Source organism: Rhodococcus sp. YH3-3, from assembly GCF_001653035.1.
Lineage (GTDB): Bacteria > Actinomycetota > Actinomycetes > Mycobacteriales > Mycobacteriaceae > Rhodococcus_F > Rhodococcus_F qingshengii.
Window position 1 is genome coordinate 1,201,415 of the sequence record NZ_BCWH01000003.1, and the last position, 17,019, is coordinate 1,218,433.

The 17,019-nt window shown below is 62.8% G+C and carries 16 protein-coding genes; 3 read left to right on the forward strand and 13 right to left on the reverse strand.

What is annotated here, in order from left to right; translation table 11 throughout:
• Window positions 1-394 precede the first annotated feature (394 nt).
• Both tyrS and YH3_RS30740 read right to left on the reverse strand, forming a co-directional pair.
• Complete coding sequence (gene tyrS, locus YH3_RS30735; protein WP_007736194.1) at window positions 395-1,672, reverse strand: tyrosine--tRNA ligase; 1,278 nt, start codon at window positions 1,670-1,672, stop codon at window positions 395-397.
• A gap of 19 nt (window positions 1,673-1,691) precedes the next feature.
• Window positions 1,692-2,300 carry a DNA-3-methyladenine glycosylase gene (locus YH3_RS30740; RefSeq protein ID WP_003944023.1) on the reverse strand — a complete coding sequence of 203 codons (609 nt, stop codon included), beginning with the start codon at window positions 2,298-2,300 and terminating at the stop codon, window positions 1,692-1,694.
• An 86-nt stretch (window positions 2,301-2,386) separates the two neighbouring features.
• Between YH3_RS30740 and YH3_RS30745 the strand changes: the two genes are divergently transcribed.
• From YH3_RS30745 to YH3_RS30755, 3 genes are read left to right on the forward strand one after another with little or no spacing between them, the layout of a single operon-like run.
• Window positions 2,387-3,121, forward strand: a complete 735-nt coding sequence (locus YH3_RS30745; RefSeq protein WP_058037510.1) for an ABC transporter ATP-binding protein — start codon at window positions 2,387-2,389, stop codon at window positions 3,119-3,121.
• Window positions 3,118-3,873: an ABC transporter permease gene (locus tag YH3_RS30750; protein WP_003944033.1), complete on the forward strand. Its 756-nt coding sequence runs from the start codon at window positions 3,118-3,120 to the stop codon at window positions 3,871-3,873. The genes YH3_RS30745 and YH3_RS30750 overlap by 4 nt, the downstream gene beginning before the upstream one ends.
• On the forward strand, window positions 3,870-4,487 hold the full coding sequence (locus tag YH3_RS30755) for a TetR family transcriptional regulator (RefSeq protein ID WP_058037511.1): 618 nt from the start codon (window positions 3,870-3,872) through the stop codon (window positions 4,485-4,487). Before YH3_RS30750 ends, YH3_RS30755 begins: the two co-directional genes overlap by 4 nt.
• On the opposite strand, the gene YH3_RS30760 is transcribed toward YH3_RS30755, so the two are convergent.
• From YH3_RS30760 to YH3_RS30810, 11 genes are all read right to left on the reverse strand, one after another.
• The gene (locus YH3_RS30760) at window positions 4,484-4,690 is read right to left on the reverse strand and encodes a Trm112 family protein (RefSeq protein ID WP_003944045.1); all 207 of its coding nucleotides are present in this window, start codon (window positions 4,688-4,690) and stop codon (window positions 4,484-4,486) included. The genes YH3_RS30755 and YH3_RS30760 overlap by 4 nt on opposite strands.
• Before the next feature lie 39 nt (window positions 4,691-4,729).
• Complete coding sequence (locus YH3_RS30765) at window positions 4,730-7,711, reverse strand: acyl-CoA synthetase (protein WP_021334041.1); 2,982 nt, start codon at window positions 7,709-7,711, stop codon at window positions 4,730-4,732.
• 170 nt (window positions 7,712-7,881) lie between these two features.
• Window positions 7,882-9,324 (reverse strand): argininosuccinate lyase, encoded by a 1,443-nt coding sequence (argH, locus tag YH3_RS30770; protein ID WP_003944092.1) that lies wholly within the window; start codon window positions 9,322-9,324, stop codon window positions 7,882-7,884.
• 3 nt (window positions 9,325-9,327) lie between these two features.
• Entirely contained in the window at window positions 9,328-10,527 is a 1,200-nt protein-coding gene (locus YH3_RS30775) for an argininosuccinate synthase (RefSeq protein WP_007736221.1), read from the reverse strand.
• 47 nt (window positions 10,528-10,574) lie between these two features.
• Window positions 10,575-11,054, reverse strand: coding sequence for an arginine repressor (locus YH3_RS30780; protein WP_007736224.1), 480 nt, complete (start codon window positions 11,052-11,054; stop codon window positions 10,575-10,577).
• Entirely contained in the window at window positions 11,051-12,001 is a 951-nt protein-coding gene (argF, locus tag YH3_RS30785) for an ornithine carbamoyltransferase (RefSeq protein ID WP_021334039.1), read from the reverse strand. Before argF ends, YH3_RS30780 begins: the two co-directional genes overlap by 4 nt.
• Entirely contained in the window at window positions 11,998-13,197 is a 1,200-nt protein-coding gene (locus YH3_RS30790; RefSeq protein WP_007736227.1) for an acetylornithine transaminase, read from the reverse strand. The genes argF and YH3_RS30790 overlap by 4 nt, the downstream gene beginning before the upstream one ends.
• Window positions 13,194-14,117: an acetylglutamate kinase gene (gene argB, locus YH3_RS30795; protein ID WP_007736229.1), complete on the reverse strand. Its 924-nt coding sequence runs from the start codon at window positions 14,115-14,117 to the stop codon at window positions 13,194-13,196. The genes YH3_RS30790 and argB overlap by 4 nt, the downstream gene beginning before the upstream one ends.
• A complete protein-coding gene (gene argJ / locus YH3_RS30800; RefSeq protein ID WP_064444684.1) occupies window positions 14,114-15,364 on the reverse strand; it encodes a bifunctional glutamate N-acetyltransferase/amino-acid acetyltransferase ArgJ in 1,251 nt (416 codons plus the stop codon). The genes argB and argJ overlap by 4 nt, the downstream gene beginning before the upstream one ends.
• A 20-nt stretch (window positions 15,365-15,384) precedes the next feature.
• Entirely contained in the window at window positions 15,385-16,455 is a 1,071-nt protein-coding gene (gene argC, locus YH3_RS30805; RefSeq protein ID WP_030536727.1) for an N-acetyl-gamma-glutamyl-phosphate reductase, read from the reverse strand.
• A gap of 38 nt (window positions 16,456-16,493) precedes the next feature.
• The gene (locus YH3_RS30810; RefSeq protein ID WP_021344370.1) at window positions 16,494-16,955 is read right to left on the reverse strand and encodes a hypothetical protein; all 462 of its coding nucleotides are present in this window, start codon (window positions 16,953-16,955) and stop codon (window positions 16,494-16,496) included.
• Between the last annotated feature and the right edge of the window lie 64 nt (window positions 16,956-17,019).

The window sequence follows — 17,019 nt, forward strand, 5'->3', positions numbered from 1 at the left end:
CGGTTGATCATTCGCGGATGTGAAGTACCAAAAAAAATTTGGCACTGACATTCATCGACACACTGTTGAGTTCTCAAAGAACACGCACACACCATCACTTCAACCAGGTTGAAAGCTCCGGGGCAAGGGTTACAATCTTAGCTTGTTCGCTCCAAGGAAGCAAGTTCCCGCTGAGCGTGATTGTCTCCGACTTCGTCCAACCGCGTTTCCCCGGCCTGTCGGTCGGGGTTGGTGTCCATGTCGCTCTGACTTGGACAAAGTTACGCGAATGAAAACTGAGCGTCAAACGTGCAGGTCGCAGATGTTCGACAGGTTAAATCCGCTGGTAGCCCGCCCGGAGGCGGGCCACCAGCGGCCACAGGAGCCCCGCAAGACAACTGTGACCCCACACACGTCAGTTCGGAAGGATTCTCACGCCGGCGAAGTTGCGCTTTCCGCGCCGGACGACCAACCAGCTGCCGTGAAGCAGATCGGATGCGGTGGGCTCCCAGTCGTCGGCCGACACCTTCTGGTTGTTCACCGAAGCACCGCCCTCTTTCACGGCGCGTCGAGCGGCCCCCTTGCTCTCGCACAAGCCGCTCGTCACGAGCAGATCGATGATCGTGCGCGGCTCCCCCGGCGCCAATTCGCTGACCGATGCTTCTTTCAGCGCCGCGGCTAGCGTCGACTCGTCGAGTTCCGCCAGCTCCGCCTTGCCGAACAACGCCTGACTGGCGAGCTCGACAGCACGGGTGTTGTGTTCCCCGTGAACCAAGGTCGTCATCTCCGCGGCAAGTCGCTTCTGCGCTTCTCGCGCATGCGGCCGCTCCGCTGTTGCAGTCTCCAGCTCCGCGAGTTCGTCCGCAGTCAGGAAGGTGAACCAGCGCAGGTACTTGATCACGTCGGCGTCGCCAGTGTTCACGAAGTACTGGTACCAGGCGTACGGGCTGGTCATCTCGGGGTCGAGCCACAAACTTCCGCCACCGGTCGACTTTCCGAACTTTTTGCCATCGGCCGAGGTCACCAGCGGAACCGTCATTGCATGAACGCTTTCACCGTCGACACGACGGTTGAGTTCGACGCCGGCAATGATGTTGCCCCACTGATCGGACCCGCCGACCTGCAGAGTGCAGCCGAGATCGCGTCGCAAGTGCAGGTAGTCGTTGGCCTGGAGCAGCATGTAGCTGAACTCGGTGTACGACATCCCGTCCGACTCGAGACGACGCTTCACGGTGTCACGCGCAAGCATGACGTTCACGGAGAAGTGTTTACCGACATCACGCAGGAAGTCGATGGCCGACATCTTGCCGGTCCAGTTCATGTTGTTCTCGATGACCGCGCTCGTCGGCGAATCGTCGAAATCCACGAATCGTTCGAGCTGACCACGGATGCGACCTGCCCAGTCCGCGACGGTATCGGCGGAGTTCATCGTCCGTTCCCCGACGTCACGGGGGTCTCCGATCAGGCCCGTTGCACCGCCGGCAAGAACGATCGGGCGGTTGCCGGCGCGCTGAAACCGCTTGAGCGCGAGGAGCGGAACCAGGTGACCTGCGTGCAGGCTCGGTCCTGTCGGGTCGAAGCCCGCATACAACGTGACCGGTCCGGCCTCGAGATCTTTACGCAAAGCGTCGAGATCGGTTGATTGGGCGATCAGCCCGCGCCAGGTCAGTTCGTCGAGAATATTCTCAGTCACGGACTCGATCATCCCATCTTCACGAAATGACCGGCGCTCGCGGGCTTCGGCGATACGCGGACACCGCTCGCGAGTCCGGAATCCACAGGCGCCACGGAACCTCCGCCGCGGTACTGACCCCCACCCGCGGTCCACTGACCCATTCCTTCGACTCCCCCAATTCGAGCCGAATCCGAGAGGCAGGGTTGAACACGTCTGTTCCGTTGTCCGCCAACGTGATTGCGACAGAAGCACCGAGATTACCCGGCCCTCTGGCCCATTGGTGAGACGGCCGGTCCGGCGATCTCCGAGCAGACACCACATCGTGACCGGCCTCGATTTCGGCCGCTCGGAGCAGAACACCACCCGCGACACCATCCGGGCCGTACGAGATGTTCATACAAAAGTGCATTCCATAGCTGCGGTAGACGTAGAGACGCCCCGCCCGCCCGAACATCACGCTGTTCCGCGGCGTTCTCCCCCGATACGAATGTGCTGCCGGATCCGGCCATGGCCCGTCCTTCTCCCCTCCGTACGCCTCGACCTCGACGATCCTCAGCGAGATGTCGTCGACGGTCAGGGTCGAGCCGAGAATTGTCAGGCCCGCTTCCAACGGGTTCTCCACATTTTCCAAGGTCTCGATGCTCACCCTTCGATTGTGCCCACGCCGTTGACTCATCGGTCGGCCGAGTCGCATAATTCAACAAGTGATGAATTATTGAAACGAGGCGAACCGTGACCACAACGCCGGCAATAGACATCCGCGGACTACGAGTCATTCGCGGCAAGCACGAAGTTCTTCACTCGCTTGACCTGCAGGTATCAGCAGGATCGATCACCGGACTGCTCGGACCCTCCGGTTGCGGCAAGACAACCCTCATGCGCGCGATAGTCGGAACGCAGATCGTCGAAAGCGGTGAGGTCAGAGTCCTGGGAGATCGCGCCGGGTCCGTTGCCCTTCGCCGTCGGATCGGGTACGTCACCCAATCCCCCAGTGTGTACGGCGACCTGACGGTCACGCGAAATGTTCAGTATTTCGGCGCTCTGTACGGAAAATCCGGCGCAGACGTCGCAGCAGCGGTCGACGCCGTCGGATTGAGCCGATACGCCGACCAGACCGCCGCCGATCTGTCTGGTGGTCAACGCGGGCGAGTCTCGCTGGCTTGCGCGTTGGTGGCGTCACCTGATGTGTTGATCCTCGACGAACCGACCGTCGGCCTCGATCCGGTGCTTCGCGTCGAATTGTGGGAACGATTCGCTGACCTTGCTCGCAGCGGAACCACCCTGTTGGTCTCGAGCCACGTCATGGATGAGGCCGACCACTGCGCTGAGCTGATCCTGATGCGAGACGGGTACCTCCTCGCTCAACTCACACCCGATGAATTGCGCGCCAAAACCAGATGTGAACGGCTCGAGGACGCCTTTCTCGAGCTGATTCGGACTTCACCCGTCGGAGGTGAAATATCATGAGCATCAGGATCTTCGGCGCTACGACCGTACGCATTCTGCTTCAGCTCCGCCAGGACCATCGCACGGTGGCCATGATCTTGTTGGTCCCGTCGTTGTTGATGATTTTGCTGTATTTCCTCTACCAAGACGTCCCGACGCCACCCGGCCAGGTTTCGCTCTTCCAACGAGTGGCGATCACGATGTTGGGAATCTTGCCGTTTGTGGTGATGTTCCTGGTCACATCCATCGCCATGCAGCGCGAACGCAGTTCAGGAACCCTCGAACGCCTGCTCACCACACCGATGGGCAAACTCGACCTTCTCGCCGGATACGGGGCGGCATTTTCGCTCTCCGCCGCCGCTCAAGCAGCTCTCGCGTGCGCGGTTGCTTTCGGATTCCTCGGACTCACCATCGCCGGCAGTCTTGCCTGGGTCATCGTCATTGCAGTTCTCGGCGCAATACTGGGCGTTGCGCTAGGCCTGTTGGCCAGCGCATTCGCGAAGACCGAGTTCCAAGCGGTGCAATTCATGCCGGTAGTTGTGGTTCCACAGCTCTTCCTCTGCGGACTCCTGGTACCGCGCGACCAATTGCCGACCTGGCTCGAATGGATCAGCAACGTCCTCCCCTTGAGCTACGCCGTCGACGCACTTCAGCAAGTGTCGATGCATGCCGACGCGACGGGTCAGATGTGGCGTGATCTCGCCGTCATGGCGGGCTTCGCCGCCGCCGCACTCTCGCTGGCCGCGGCCACACTCGATCGCCGCACTCCATGACCGACAAGGACACGAGTCCTGCACCGATTCGTTCGGGGCGACGACCGGGCAAGTCGGAGACTCGCGCGCAGATCCTCGATTCGGCGCGACGGGCGTTCTCCCAGAACGGTTTTCGACGAACAACCGTTCGATCGATAGCTGCGGCCGCTGACGTCGATCCGGCTATGATTCATCACCATTTCGGGAGCAAGGAGCAGTTGTTCACCGCTGCGATCGCGCTACCGATCGATCCAGCAAAGGTACTGGGACCGGTTCACACCTCCCCGACCGAAAACCTCGGCGAAAGCCTTCTCCGGGCGGTGATCGGGCTATGGGATTCGGAACATCAGCCGGCGATTCTGGCGGCTTTTCGATCAGCCATTTCCGGCGACGGATCGCAGCTGATCCAGAGCTTTCTGCTCGATGTCGTATTGCGCGACATCATTCCGCGGGTGGACACACCACCTGGTACCGGCTTGATCAGAGCGGAATTGGTGGCCTCTCAGATGGCCGGACTGCTTGTCACGCGATATGTGCTCGGACTCGAACCACTCGCATCATTGAGCTTTGACGCTTTGGTACCGCTGGTGGCTCCGAACCTCCAGCGGTACCTGACCGGTGAATTACCGATCTAGCCTTCAGCCCGCGCGAGCAACTTCTCGTGCTCGTCGTCCGCCACATCGCGTGCCTCGTCGATCAACAGAACGGGAATGCCGTTCTCGATCGGGTAGGCACGCCGCAGGCGCGGGTTGTAGAGCAACTCGTCCCCGACCAGCAACAGCGGGCCTTTGTCCTGGGGGCAGGCCAAAATGCTGAGCAACGTCGAATCAATAGCCACGTGAGTCCTCTCGAACCGATCAAACAGAATGTCCTCAGGCTACCGTGCTCCGGTGCTCACCCTCGTCGGCATCAACTGCGCGGCAATTGCCTTGGTCAGCCGCTTGTACGACTGCGACTCGGAATCGAGGAACCAGGTCCGTGGCCCCGGCGCCGGCAATCCGGCCGCAGCCAAAGCAGTGGAGCTCGGACGGTACGACGAACCCACCGGGATCTCGTCAACCACGTGCACGATATCCGGACGAGCGTCGAAAGCGATGCGCGAGAGGGCCTCTGCAAGCTCGGCAGAACGGAACTGCCGTCCCGGACGCCATGTCACGGCAGCGACCGCCAGCTGATGCGGCGCGTCACCGACTCCGTATGCGACGGCAAGATCCACCCGCGCCACACTCGACAACGCGTCGACGATCGGCTGGGTGAACACGGGACCGCGGAGCGTGGAAATGACCGTGTTCTTGTGGTCGATCAGCCAGTAGTCGCCGTCGGCGTCCCGGCGGAAGAGATTTTCGGTGGGAATCCACGAATCGCCGGCTTGGAAGAGACCTCGCATGGCTCCGCCCGAGAGATCGGCGGTGAATCCCGCGCGCCCGAGCAGCAATCCGACCTCGTCTTCGGCGCACTCACGGACAAATCCGTTTCCGTTCTCGAGGAGCCGACCACTCAGCGGGTCGTATGCCGCCAACCGCACCTGCGCACTACCCGGCAGTGGGCGCCCCTTGGAACCAACTTTGGAGCCTGCAACATTGGCAAGAATCACGTCGCCTTCGGTCGACGCATAGAACTCGAGTACCTGCGCGGGGTCGAACGCCTCCGTTGTCCGCTTCCACAGACCATGGGGCATGCCCGAACCGATGAACAGGCGGACCGGATGACTACCGTCGATGAGAAGAAGATCCTCGTCGAGTATCTCGCGCATCATCGACCACGTGTAACTCACGACCGTCACGCCGTAGCGGTGGATTTCCTCGACGAACCTCGCGGGGTTCAGTCCACGTGAGAGCGCAATGCGTGAGCCACCGGCCATGGCACCACCGATGGTCGCGAGCAGACTCGACGAATGATGGAGTGGTGCAAGGCAGTACACGGTGTCACCGCGATCGAGATCTGCCGCCGTGGCCGTGCCGAAGGCCGACAGTGCCCACCGGTAGTTGGTGATCTGCTTGGCCTCGAGCACACCGCCGGATTCCGCAAAGATGATGAAGGCGAGTTCGCGGGCGACACCGGGATCCGGTCGGTACCACCCGGGCAGATTGACCTTCGTCGGATCGATTTGTTCGAGATCGATCACGTCGTGTGACGGATCCACCTCGAGGCCACGGGCATCGCCGCCGCCGAGCACCAGTACCGGCCGACCGGTAACCACTGCAGCATCGACGTTTTCCGGATCGGTGATGATCCGATCGACCGACCCCAGCTTGACCGCCGCCGTTATGTCGGAGCCTGGCGGAAGCATGACCGCGACGGCACCAAGTCGCGACAGGGCCGCGATGGCCGCGAGTGCGCTGGGGCGGGTCTCCATCAGGACACCGACATGCGCTGCCGGACGCACTCCCACGGAGATCAATCCACGCACGACATTGTCGATACGCGCGTTGACCGCTTCATAGGTGTGCACGCGATTGTCGAAGAGGAAGCACTCGCCGTTCGGCGCCTTTCGACGCTGCTCCGCCAGCAACTGGCTCAGCGAGATCTTGGTGTGCGGCTGAATCTGGTTGAGTCGAGCCAGACGTGGCAACGCTCGTGCCGCTTCTCCCGACAATTCGAAAGTGCCGCGCAACGCACCGGCGGCAAGGTCACTGATTCCCTTGGTGACTCCTGCACCTACTTCAGCGACCGAGGCGACGGTGTGGATGATCCGATTGCTGATCGACACACCGGTCTGGTCTTCGAGGTCGGCGCCGTAGACCATGTTCGCGATACGGTCCGGGAGGGGTCCACCCGTCTCGGTCCACTGTACGAATTCACCGGTGGTCGGCCAGGTGTGATTGGCCGCAGTGGAACCGACAACCAAACCGAAATGGCCTGCACGCAAGGTAGATTCGTAGACCTTCGCCCGCGGAGCGGCTTGACTGATGCCTCGAACCGCTTGCGGCTGGCCGATGTCGTCGACCTCGCCGACGAATGCCAGGATGGGGCAGGTGATCTCGGCGAGCGAGACCAATTGATCCTTGATGACGAACCCACCGGTCATCATTCGGTTGTGCACGATGAACTGCTTGAGCAGTTCGGCTACCGCGGGCCCCGACCACGCGACCCAACCCTCGGTCGCGAGGAAGCGTCGTTGCTGCTCCCGCGGAAGCAACGCCTCCCGGTCGTGCAGTTGAAGCAGAAAGTCGACGCGCATCTTCAGCGTCTTCACGGGATCGAGCAACTGGAACCCGGTACGGGCCATCCACCCGGTGACCGCCAGGCGATTGAAGACGTGATCGGCGAGGAAATCTGCACCCTTGGTTGCCAATCCCGCCGGGATGCCGAAGGGTAGCGCGGCGAGTGTGTCGACCGGACTGCCGAAGGTGATGACGCTGGCGATGTTTCGACTACGCCGATACGCGGCAGCCTGATAGGCGAACATGCCACCCTGCGAATAACCGGAGATGTGAACATCTTTTCCGGTGTGACGGTGGATGTGATCGACGATGTCGCTGAGAGCGATGATGTGATCGGCGAGGTTACGATCCCAACCGCCCTCTTCGGAGTCGGGCGAACCGAAATCGACGACCCAGGGATCAAGGCCCATCTCGTGCAGAATTCCCACAGCGCCCTGGTCACGGGTCACGTCGTACACGTTCGCCGACATCATCATCGGCGGGATCAGCAAGATCGGTGCGCCGACGGTTTCCGGGTCACTGTCCGGGAAGTAGCGCCGTAGCCGATACATCGCTGCGCGTTCGACGATCTCGAACGGCGACGTGGTCGCATCCGTTTCCAGCCCACCCAACCGGACGACCTCGAGGCCGTTTTGTGCTGTCGCAACCACCCGACGAATCGGGCCCAGCACAGACTTGGAATTCAATCCCACCATTTCACTCCCAAGTTACTCACCATGTGACGTCAGTCTCATTTTTCCCGCGCGCGACAAGCCTACTGACGATGAATACGCGTACGCGGTCAGGGAGCAAATTCTGCTACCTGACCGCGTACGACCGAAGGACTACTGCCGAAAAGAGAGCGACAACACTCGTGACCGCGAGGTCACAGGGTCCATTCCCGCAGTGACTGCGCCACTGCTTTGACTCCGTCCAGCTGCTCGGCAACCCGCACCCCCGCAGTGCCGCCTCGCGCGTTGCGCGAAGCAATGGAACCCTCGACTGTCAGCACCTCACGAACAGCGGGTGTCAGCGCGCTGTCGACGCCGGCCAGCTCCTCGTCGGTGAGATCTTCGAGTCCGACCCCTCGTGCTTCGGCGACACGCACGCACGCTCCGGCAGCCTCGTGGGCAACCCGGAACGGCACGCCCTGACGCACCATCCACTCCGCGATGTCGGTGGCCAACGTGAACCCTGCCGGAGCTAGTTCCGCCATGCGCTCGGTGTGGAACTCGAGCGTCTGCACCAGACCGGTGATGGCCGGGAGCAGCATCTCGAGCTGCGCAACCGAGTCGAAAACCGGTTCCTTGTCCTCTTGCAGATCGCGGTTGTACGCCAGCGGCTGAGCCTTGAGCGTCGCCAACAATCCGGTCAGGTTGCCGATCAAACGACCCGACTTACCGCGCGTCAGTTCCGAGACATCCGGATTCTTCTTCTGCGGCATGATCGACGATCCCGTCGACCACGCGTCGGCAAGCGTGATGTAGCCGAACTCCGGTGTGCTCCAGATGATGATCTCTTCCGCCATACGGGAGAGATCGACACCGATCATTGCGAGCACGAACGCTGCCTCGGCTGCGAAATCACGCGAAGCCGTTGCGTCGATCGAGTTCTCGGCCGAGCTGTCGAACTTCAGTTCCGCCGCAATCGCTTCGGGATCGAGTCCGAGTGAGGAACCGGCCAGTGCACCGGAACCGTACGGGGACACCGCAGCTCGCACGTCGAAGTCGCGAAGGCGCTGCACGTCCCGCAACAGTGGATGTGCGTGAGCGAGCAGGTGATGCGCCAACAGGACCGGCTGAGCCGCCTGCAGGTGCGTCTTGCCCGGCATCACGGCATCCGGATGCGCCCCGGCCTGAGTCGCCAATGCGTCGACCACGTCGAGAACTCCGGTGGAGATGCGGCGGACTGCATCGCGAAGCCACATGCGGAACAGCGTGGCCACCTGGTCGTTTCGCGAACGTCCAGCACGCAGGCGCCCACCGACCTCAGGCCCGACACGCTCGATCAGACCACGCTCGAGTGCGCCGTGTACGTCCTCGTCCGACTCGCTGGGCCCGAAGGCGCCACTGGCAACATCTGCCGCCAGGCGGTCGAGACCGTCGAGCATTGTCACGAGGTCGGCTTCACTGAGCAGGCCTGCCTTGTTCAGCACACGCGCATGCGCCTGCGACGCCCGCACGTCGTACGGAGCGAGGACCCAGTCGAAGTGAGTCGACTTGCTCAGCGCCGCCATGGCAGCGGCCGGTCCGGACTCGAACCGCCCGCCCCACAGCGCACCTTCGTTGGTGCCGTGTTTTTGAGCGTCTCCGTCACCGTGAGCCGTCATGGCTCAGAGTCCCAGATCGCGCTTCGCGGCGACCTTCGACGACAGACCGTGGATCTCGACGAAGCCCTTCGATGCGGACTGGTCGAAGCTGTCGCCCTCGTCGTACGTCGCGAGGTTGAAGTCGTAGAGCGACTCCGGGCTACGACGACCGTTGACGGTGATGGCTCCACCGTGCAGGAAGAGACGAATGTCGCCGGTGACGCGTTCCTGCGTCTTGTTGACGAACGTGTCCAGTGCGTCCTTGAGGGGCGAGAACCAGAGGCCGTCGTAGACCAGCTCGGACCAACGCTGCTCCATCTGACGCTTGTAGCGACCGAGTTCGCGTTCGAGGGTGACGTGTTCGAGTTCCTGGTGCGCGGTGATGAGAACCATGGCGCCGGGAGCTTCGTAGATCTCACGGCTCTTGATGCCCACGAGACGGTCCTCGACGACGTCGAGACGGCCGACGCCCTGAGCGCCTGCGCGCTTGTTCAGTTCCTGAATGGCTTCGAGAACCGACACCGGGCGGCCGTCGATGGCGACCGGGCGGCCCTTGTCGAAGCTGATGATGAGCTCGTCGGGTGCGTTCCAGTTGACCGTCGGGTCCTGGGTGTAGTCGTAGACGTCCTTCGTCGGCGCGTTCCACAGATCCTCGAGGAATCCGGTCTCGACGGCGCGGCCCCAGACGTTCTGGTCGATCGAGAACGGCGACTTCTTGGAGACGTTGATCGGGATGTTGTTCTCTTCGGCGAAGGCGATGGCCTTCTCGCGGGTCCAGGCGTAGTCGCGGACCGGTGCGATGACCTGCAGGTCGGGTGCGAGGGCGCCGAATCCGACCTCGAAGCGAACCTGGTCGTTGCCCTTACCGGTGCAACCGTGCGAGACGATGGTGCCGCCGTGCGAGCGTGCAGCTTCGACGATGTGCTTGACGATCAGCGGACGGCTGATGGCCGAGACGAGCGGGTAGCGGTCCATGTACAGGGCGTTGGCCGCGATGGTCGGCAGGCAGTATTCGTCCGCGAACTCGTCGCGGGCGTCGACGACAACGGATTCGACTGCGCCGCAGTCGATCGCGCGCTGACGCACGACCTCCATGTCCTCGCCACCCTGCCCCAGATCGATGGCGACGGCGACAACTTCAGCGCCCGTCTCCTTACCGATCCAACTGATGGCAACAGAAGTGTCCAGCCCGCCCGAGTAGGCGAGTACGACGCGATCGGCCATGGTTTTTGTGCTCCTTCGGTTGAAAATCTCTATCAAAGAATAAGGGGTCAGGCGAGCGATTCGATCATGGCCGCGAGTTCCGCTCCGGAAAGCGGTTCCCGGGCCACTACGAAGATGGTGTCATCTCCGGCGATCGTGCCCACGATGTCCGGCATCGAGGACCGATCCAGTGCGCTCGCGAGGTAGTGCGCGGCTCCCGGCGGTGTCCGGAGGATCGCCATGTTGCCGCTGAAATCGGTGGAGACCAACAACTCACCCAACAGCCGTGAGAGGCGGTCGGTGCCGCCGGCCACACCGCGTACCGGGTTCCCGTCCTCCGGCACCACGTAAACACCGGCGCCGCCGTCGGCGGCACGCAGTTTCACCGCTCCCAGCTCTTCGAGGTCACGCGAGAGCGTCGCCTGCGTTGCTTCGATGCCCTCGGCACCGAGCAAGGCCGCCAGCTCCGTCTGACTTCGGACAGGGTGAGCCGCCAGAAGCGCGATGATGCGCGACTGGCGACCAGCCCGAGTGGGAGCGACGCTCACGCCGGGTCCAGTTGGGTTCGCTGTTCCAGCAGCCACACGAGCAATGCCTTCTGGGCGTGCAGACGGTTCTCCGCCTCGTCCCAGACAACACTCTGCGGCCCGTCGAGAACCTCGTCGGTGACTTCTTCGCCGCGATGCGCGGGCAGGCAGTGCAGGACGACGGCCTTCGGATCTGCCTTTGCGAGCAGCTCCTTGTTGATCTGGAACGGACGGAAAGGTCCGACCCGATCGAGTCCGTCGTTCTCCTGACCCATCGAGGTCCAGGTATCGGTGACCAACGCGTCGGCACCGACGACGCCGGCCTGTGGGTCCTGCGTCAGGGTGATGGTCGCGCCGGTTTCCTCGGCGCGTTTGCGTGCTGCTGCCACGACCCAGTCCGCCGGTTCGAAGCCGGCGGGGCTTGCGATGGTGACGTCGATGCCTGCGGTCACTCCGCCGAGCATCAGCGAGTGAGCCATGTTGTTGGCGCCGTCGCCCAGGTAGGTCAGCTTCAGCCCCTTGAGCTCACCCTTCTGTTCGATCAGCGTTTGCAGATCGGCCAGAACCTGACAGGGATGAAATTCGTCGGACAATGCATTGACGATGGGAATCGTTGCGCCCGTAGCCATTTGCTCCAGGCGCTTCTGGCCGAACGTGCGCCACACGACGGCGTCGACGTAGCGGGAGAGAACGCGTCCGGTGTCCGCCAAGGTCTCTTCACGACCGAGTTGAGTGCTGCGCCCGTCGACGACGACAGCGTGACCGCCCATCTGTGCGATGCCCATCTCGAACGAGAAACGTGTACGCGTCGAGTTCTTCTCGAAGATGACACCGACTCCGCGGGGACCCTCGAGCGGACGCCGAGCGAACGGGTCCTTCTTGAGAATCGCAGCGAGTTCCAGAACTTCGGCCTGCTGCGCAGGAGTCAGATCGTCGTCCCTGAGAAAGTGTTTCACCACGGTAGTCACTTCTCCCCCGGCTGGTCAGCCGATAGTGCACTGTCGAAGATGGCAGGTAGTGCTGCCACGAAGGTTTCGGCCTGCTCGTCCGTGAGGATGAGCGGCGGCGCCAACCGGATCACTCCGGGTTGCGCTGCATTCACAAGGTACCCGGCTTCGCGCGCTGCGTTTTCCACCGCCGGCGCGACGTCCTCGGTCAGCACGACACCCAGCAACAGTCCTGATCCCCGTACGTAGTCGACCAACGGATGGCCCAGATCTTCGATGCCCGCCGAGATCGACTTACCCAAGCTGTCGGCGCGTGAGATCAGGTCTTCCGCTGCAATGGTTTTCAGCACGGCAAGTGCCGCCGCAGCACACACCGGATTGCCACCGAACGTCGTACCGTGCTTACCCGGTCCGAACAACTCGGCCGTTGCCCCGGTCGCGATGCAGGCGCCGATCGGCATTCCGCCACCGAGTCCCTTCGCAAGAGTGATGACGTCCGGAACGATGCCGACTGCCTGATGGGCGTAGAACCAGCCGGTCCGGCCGATGCCGGTCTGCACTTCGTCGAGCACGAGAAGTGCACCGCGCTCGGCGGTGATCCGCCGAGCCTCGACGAGGTATCCCTCGGGTGGCACCACGACGCCGCCCTCACCCATGATCGGTTCGAGGAACACAGCGGCGGTGTCGGAATCGACGGCCTGCTCGAGTGCCTCGACGTCGCCGTACGGCACGAACTCGACACCGGCGGGCATCGGTTCGAACGGCGCCCGCTTGGCCGGCTGACCCGTCAGAGCGAGTGCCCCCATCGTGCGACCGTGGAAGGAGCCTTCGGCTGCGATGATCTTCTTCCGGCCGGTGGCGCGAGCGAGCTTGAAGGCAGCCTCGTTCGCCTCGGTACCGGAGTTGCAGAAGAACGCGCGCCCGGTGACGTTGCCGAGATGAGCGAGCAACTGCTCCGCCAACTCGACGACCGGCTCGCTGGCGTACAGGTTGGAAACATGGCCGAGTGTCGACAACTGAGTAGTGACGGCTTCGACGACGGCCGGATGTCCGTGTCCGAGGATGTTGACGGCGATTCCTGCCAGGAAGTCGACGTACTGCTTGCCGTCGGCGTCGGTGAGTACGGCGCCGTCACCGCGGACGAGAGCAACCCGGGGTACGCCGTAATTGTTCATCAGCGAAGCGGACCACCGCTGCTGCAGATCGATCGTGCTCATGAGATAGCTCCCTGCTGGGGACCGGCGACCGAGGAACCCGGCACGACCATCGTGCCGATTCCTTCACCGGTGAAAAGTTCGAGTAGGACTGAATGTTCGAGCCGACCGTCGATCACGTGCGCCGACGGCACACCTCCGCGCACCGCGCGAAGGCAGGCCTCCATCTTGGGCACCATGCCGGCGTCGAGACTCGGCAACAACTGGGCCAGGGCGTCGGTGTCGATTTCGGTGGCCAGTGAGGCTCGGTCCGGCCAATCGGTGTACAGGCCCTCGACGTCGGTGAGGACAACGAGCTTCTCGGCACCGATCGCCTCGGCCAGTGCTGCAGCAGCGGTATCGGCGTTGATGTTGTGGACGACACCGTCGGCGTCGGGTGCGATGGTCGAGACGACCGGAATACGTCCTGCCGCAATGAGATCGAGTACCGCGTCTGGGTTCACGGTGGTGACGTCCCCGACCAGCCCGATGTCGGTCTGCTCCCCCTCGACCGCAACAGTGCGTCGAGTAGCGGTGAACAGGTGCGCATCTTCACCGGAGATACCGACCGCGTAAGGACCGTGCGCGTTGATCAAGCCGACGAGTTCACGGCCGACCTGACCGAAAAGCACCATCCGCACGACGTCCATCACCTCGGGCGTCGTCACACGGAAACCACCGCGGAACTCACCCTTCATGCCAAGGCGTGCCAGCATCGCGTTGATCTGCGGGCCACCGCCGTGCACGACGACGGGATGGATGCCGACAGTCCGCAGGAACGCCATGTCGGCGGCAAATGCCGTTTTGAGCGTCTCGTCGATCATGGCGTTTCCGCCGTACTTGACCACGACCACCTTGTCGCGGAATCGCTGCAGCCACGGCAGCGCGTCGGCAAGGACATGCGCTTTCTGATGCTCGCTGATCACGGGATACGTCTCGGTCATGACGAATACGCCGAGTTCTCTTCGACGTAAGCATGCGAGAGGTCCGTGGTGCGAATGCTCACGGACTCGTTGCCGATTCCCAGATCGATGTCGAGTTCGATGTCGATCCCACTCAGGTCCACCTCACGCGCCCCCGGAGCACCGACGCCGTCGATGCAGACGGGACTCCCGTTGAAGGACACACTGATTCGATCGGGATCGAGCTCGATGGGAGCGATACCCACTGCGGCGAGAACGCGACCCCAATTGGGATCGGAACCGAAAAGCGCTGTCTTGACCAGGCTGTCGCGGGCGATGGTCCGGGCGCCGATCAACGCATCGGACTCGGACGCCGCGCCGCGAACCGTCACCTTGACCCGCTTGGTGACACCCTCGGCGTCTGCCATCAACTGATCCGCGAGGTCATCACACACGGCCAGCACTGCGGCGTTCAGTTCGTCCTGCGTCGGCGTGACACCGCTGGCGCCGGAGGCCAACAGGAGCACTGTGTCGTTGGTGGACGTGGCGCCGTCGACGTCGAGGCGATCGAAGCTCAGGTGGGTGGCGGCGCGCAGAGCAATATCGAGCTGCTCGGCCGTTGCGACAGCATCGGTCGTGACGACGCACAGCATCGTGGCCAGCGCAGGCGCGAGCATGCCTGCGCCCTTGGCCATTCCGCCGACGTTCCATTTGTTCGCGTGGTGCAGCGACGCCTGCTTCGGCACGGTATCGGTGGTCATGATCGCGTATGCCGCGTCGGTGCCGCCGGAGATTCCGCCGGCCAGTTCGTGCACTACCTCGGTGACACCGGGGATCAGCTTGTCCATGGGCAAGCGGTCACCGATAAGTCCGGTCGAACAGACAGCGACCTCGATCGCGCCCGTCTCGGTGCCCCAATTACTCAGTGCCGAAGCAACTTCCTCGGCAGTCTTGTGTGCATCCTGGAATCCACCCGCGCCCGTGCAGGCGTTCGCGCCGCCCGAGTTGAGCACCACCGCGCGCAGCTTGCCCGTCGTCAGGACCTGCTGAGACCAGAGCACCGGAGCTGCCTTGACCTTGTTCAGGGTGAAGACGCCGGCAGCGGCCAGATCGGGTCCCTCGTTGAGCACCAATGCGAGGTCCGACTTGCCACTCTTCTTGATACCGGCAGCAATTCCGGCACCGCGGAATCCGGCAGGTGCGGTGACGCCCTGCGTGCGGAGCAGACGTCCCCCGGCGACGTGAACCACGTCTGCAACGGTCGCGTCAGGCTCGGTTGCGTTGTCGATCTGCTGCGGATTGTCGGTGCTCACGGAGCTACTCCCACGGTAGAGAGACCTGCGGTCTCGGGTAGGCCAAGGGCGAGATTCATCGATTGCACCGCGCCACCGGCGGTGCCCTTGGTGAGATTGTCGATTGCCGAGATGACAACGAGCTGACCGGCGTCGGCGTCGACGGTGACCCCGATCTGTACGGCATTGGATCCGATCACGGCACCGGTCTGCGGGAAGACTCCGGCAGGCAGTACGTGGATGAACGGCTCGTCGTTGTATGCCTTTTCGTAGATTTCACGCGCTTGCTCTTCGGTGGCCGTGGTGGCTGCCGTGCAGGTCGCGAGGATGCCGCGCGGCATGGGCGCGAGGACTGGAGTGAAGGAAACACTGATGTCCTTGCCGCCTGCGGCCGAAAGATTCTGAATGATCTCAGGGGTGTGGCGGTGGACACCTCCGACACCGTACGCACGGACGGAGCCCATGACCTCGGAACCCAGCAGATCGGCCTTCGGCGCCCGGCCGGCGCCCGAAGTGCCACTGACCGCAACCACGTTCACGTGCGACTCCACGATCCCCGCGGCAACGGCGGGGGCCAGCGCGAGGCTCGCAGCCGTCGGGTAGCAGCCCGGAACGGCAATGCGGGTTGCGCCTACCAATTTCTCACGGGCACCGGGCAATTCAGGAAGACCGTATGGCCAGGTACCGGCATGAGTGCTCTTGTAGTACTTCTCCCAGGCTGCGGAATCCTGCAGCCGGAAGTCCGCGCCGCAGTCGATGATGACCGTCGATTCGGGTAGCAACTTGGCATACTGAGCCGAATTTCCGTGCGGGAGACCGAGGAAGACGACGTCGTGACCCGAGAGGATTTCGACAGTGGTCTCTTCGAGTACCCGCGACGAGAGTGGGAGCAAGTGCGGATGATGCTCACCGAGCGTCGAACCGGCGTTGCCACCGGCGGTCAGCGAACCGATCACCAGACTGCCGTCGACATAGGAGGGGTGCCCGAGGAGCAGACGCAGAACCTCACCACCGGCGTACCCACTGGCGCCGGCAACGGCGACTCTGATCGGCTTGCGTGCGTTCTCGGTCGTACCACCTTCAGTCATGTCACACAGTATGCATCATTGTGCATCGGAATGCATAATTACTTACCCATGGATCGCCGGATCTCCTCGAGCTTGGCCTTTGCGGCCTTCTGGCGCTCGTCCCACTGCTCGTCGACGGACTTTCCGGCAGGACTCTCGTGCGCCAATTCGGCCGAACCTATGGAAGTACCGAAGCGCCCCTCTATCTTCTCCCGAACACGGTCGAAAGTGGGGACTCCCCCTTCGGTGTAGTCGGGTTCGGGAATTCTCGGGTCGGTCGCAAGTACCACCGGGACGTCGATAATCTCGTCGACCTCCACAACGGTGTCGGGCAGTTCGACTTCTTCGGCGTCCGTGATCGTGTTGTCGTCCTCTACACGGTGCGGCTCGAGGCTCGCGGCAGCGGTGTCCACCACGGAAAGAAGGACCGACAAGCTCGGACGACGCTCGACCACTGCGCGGACGACCGCGAGGAAGTCCTTGTCGTCGAGTGCACTGGCGGCCTCGACTACCTGGTGCACGGACCCATCGTGCTCGGACCCATCATGTTCGGGCCCATCATTTCGTGACACTGTCAGTCCCTTC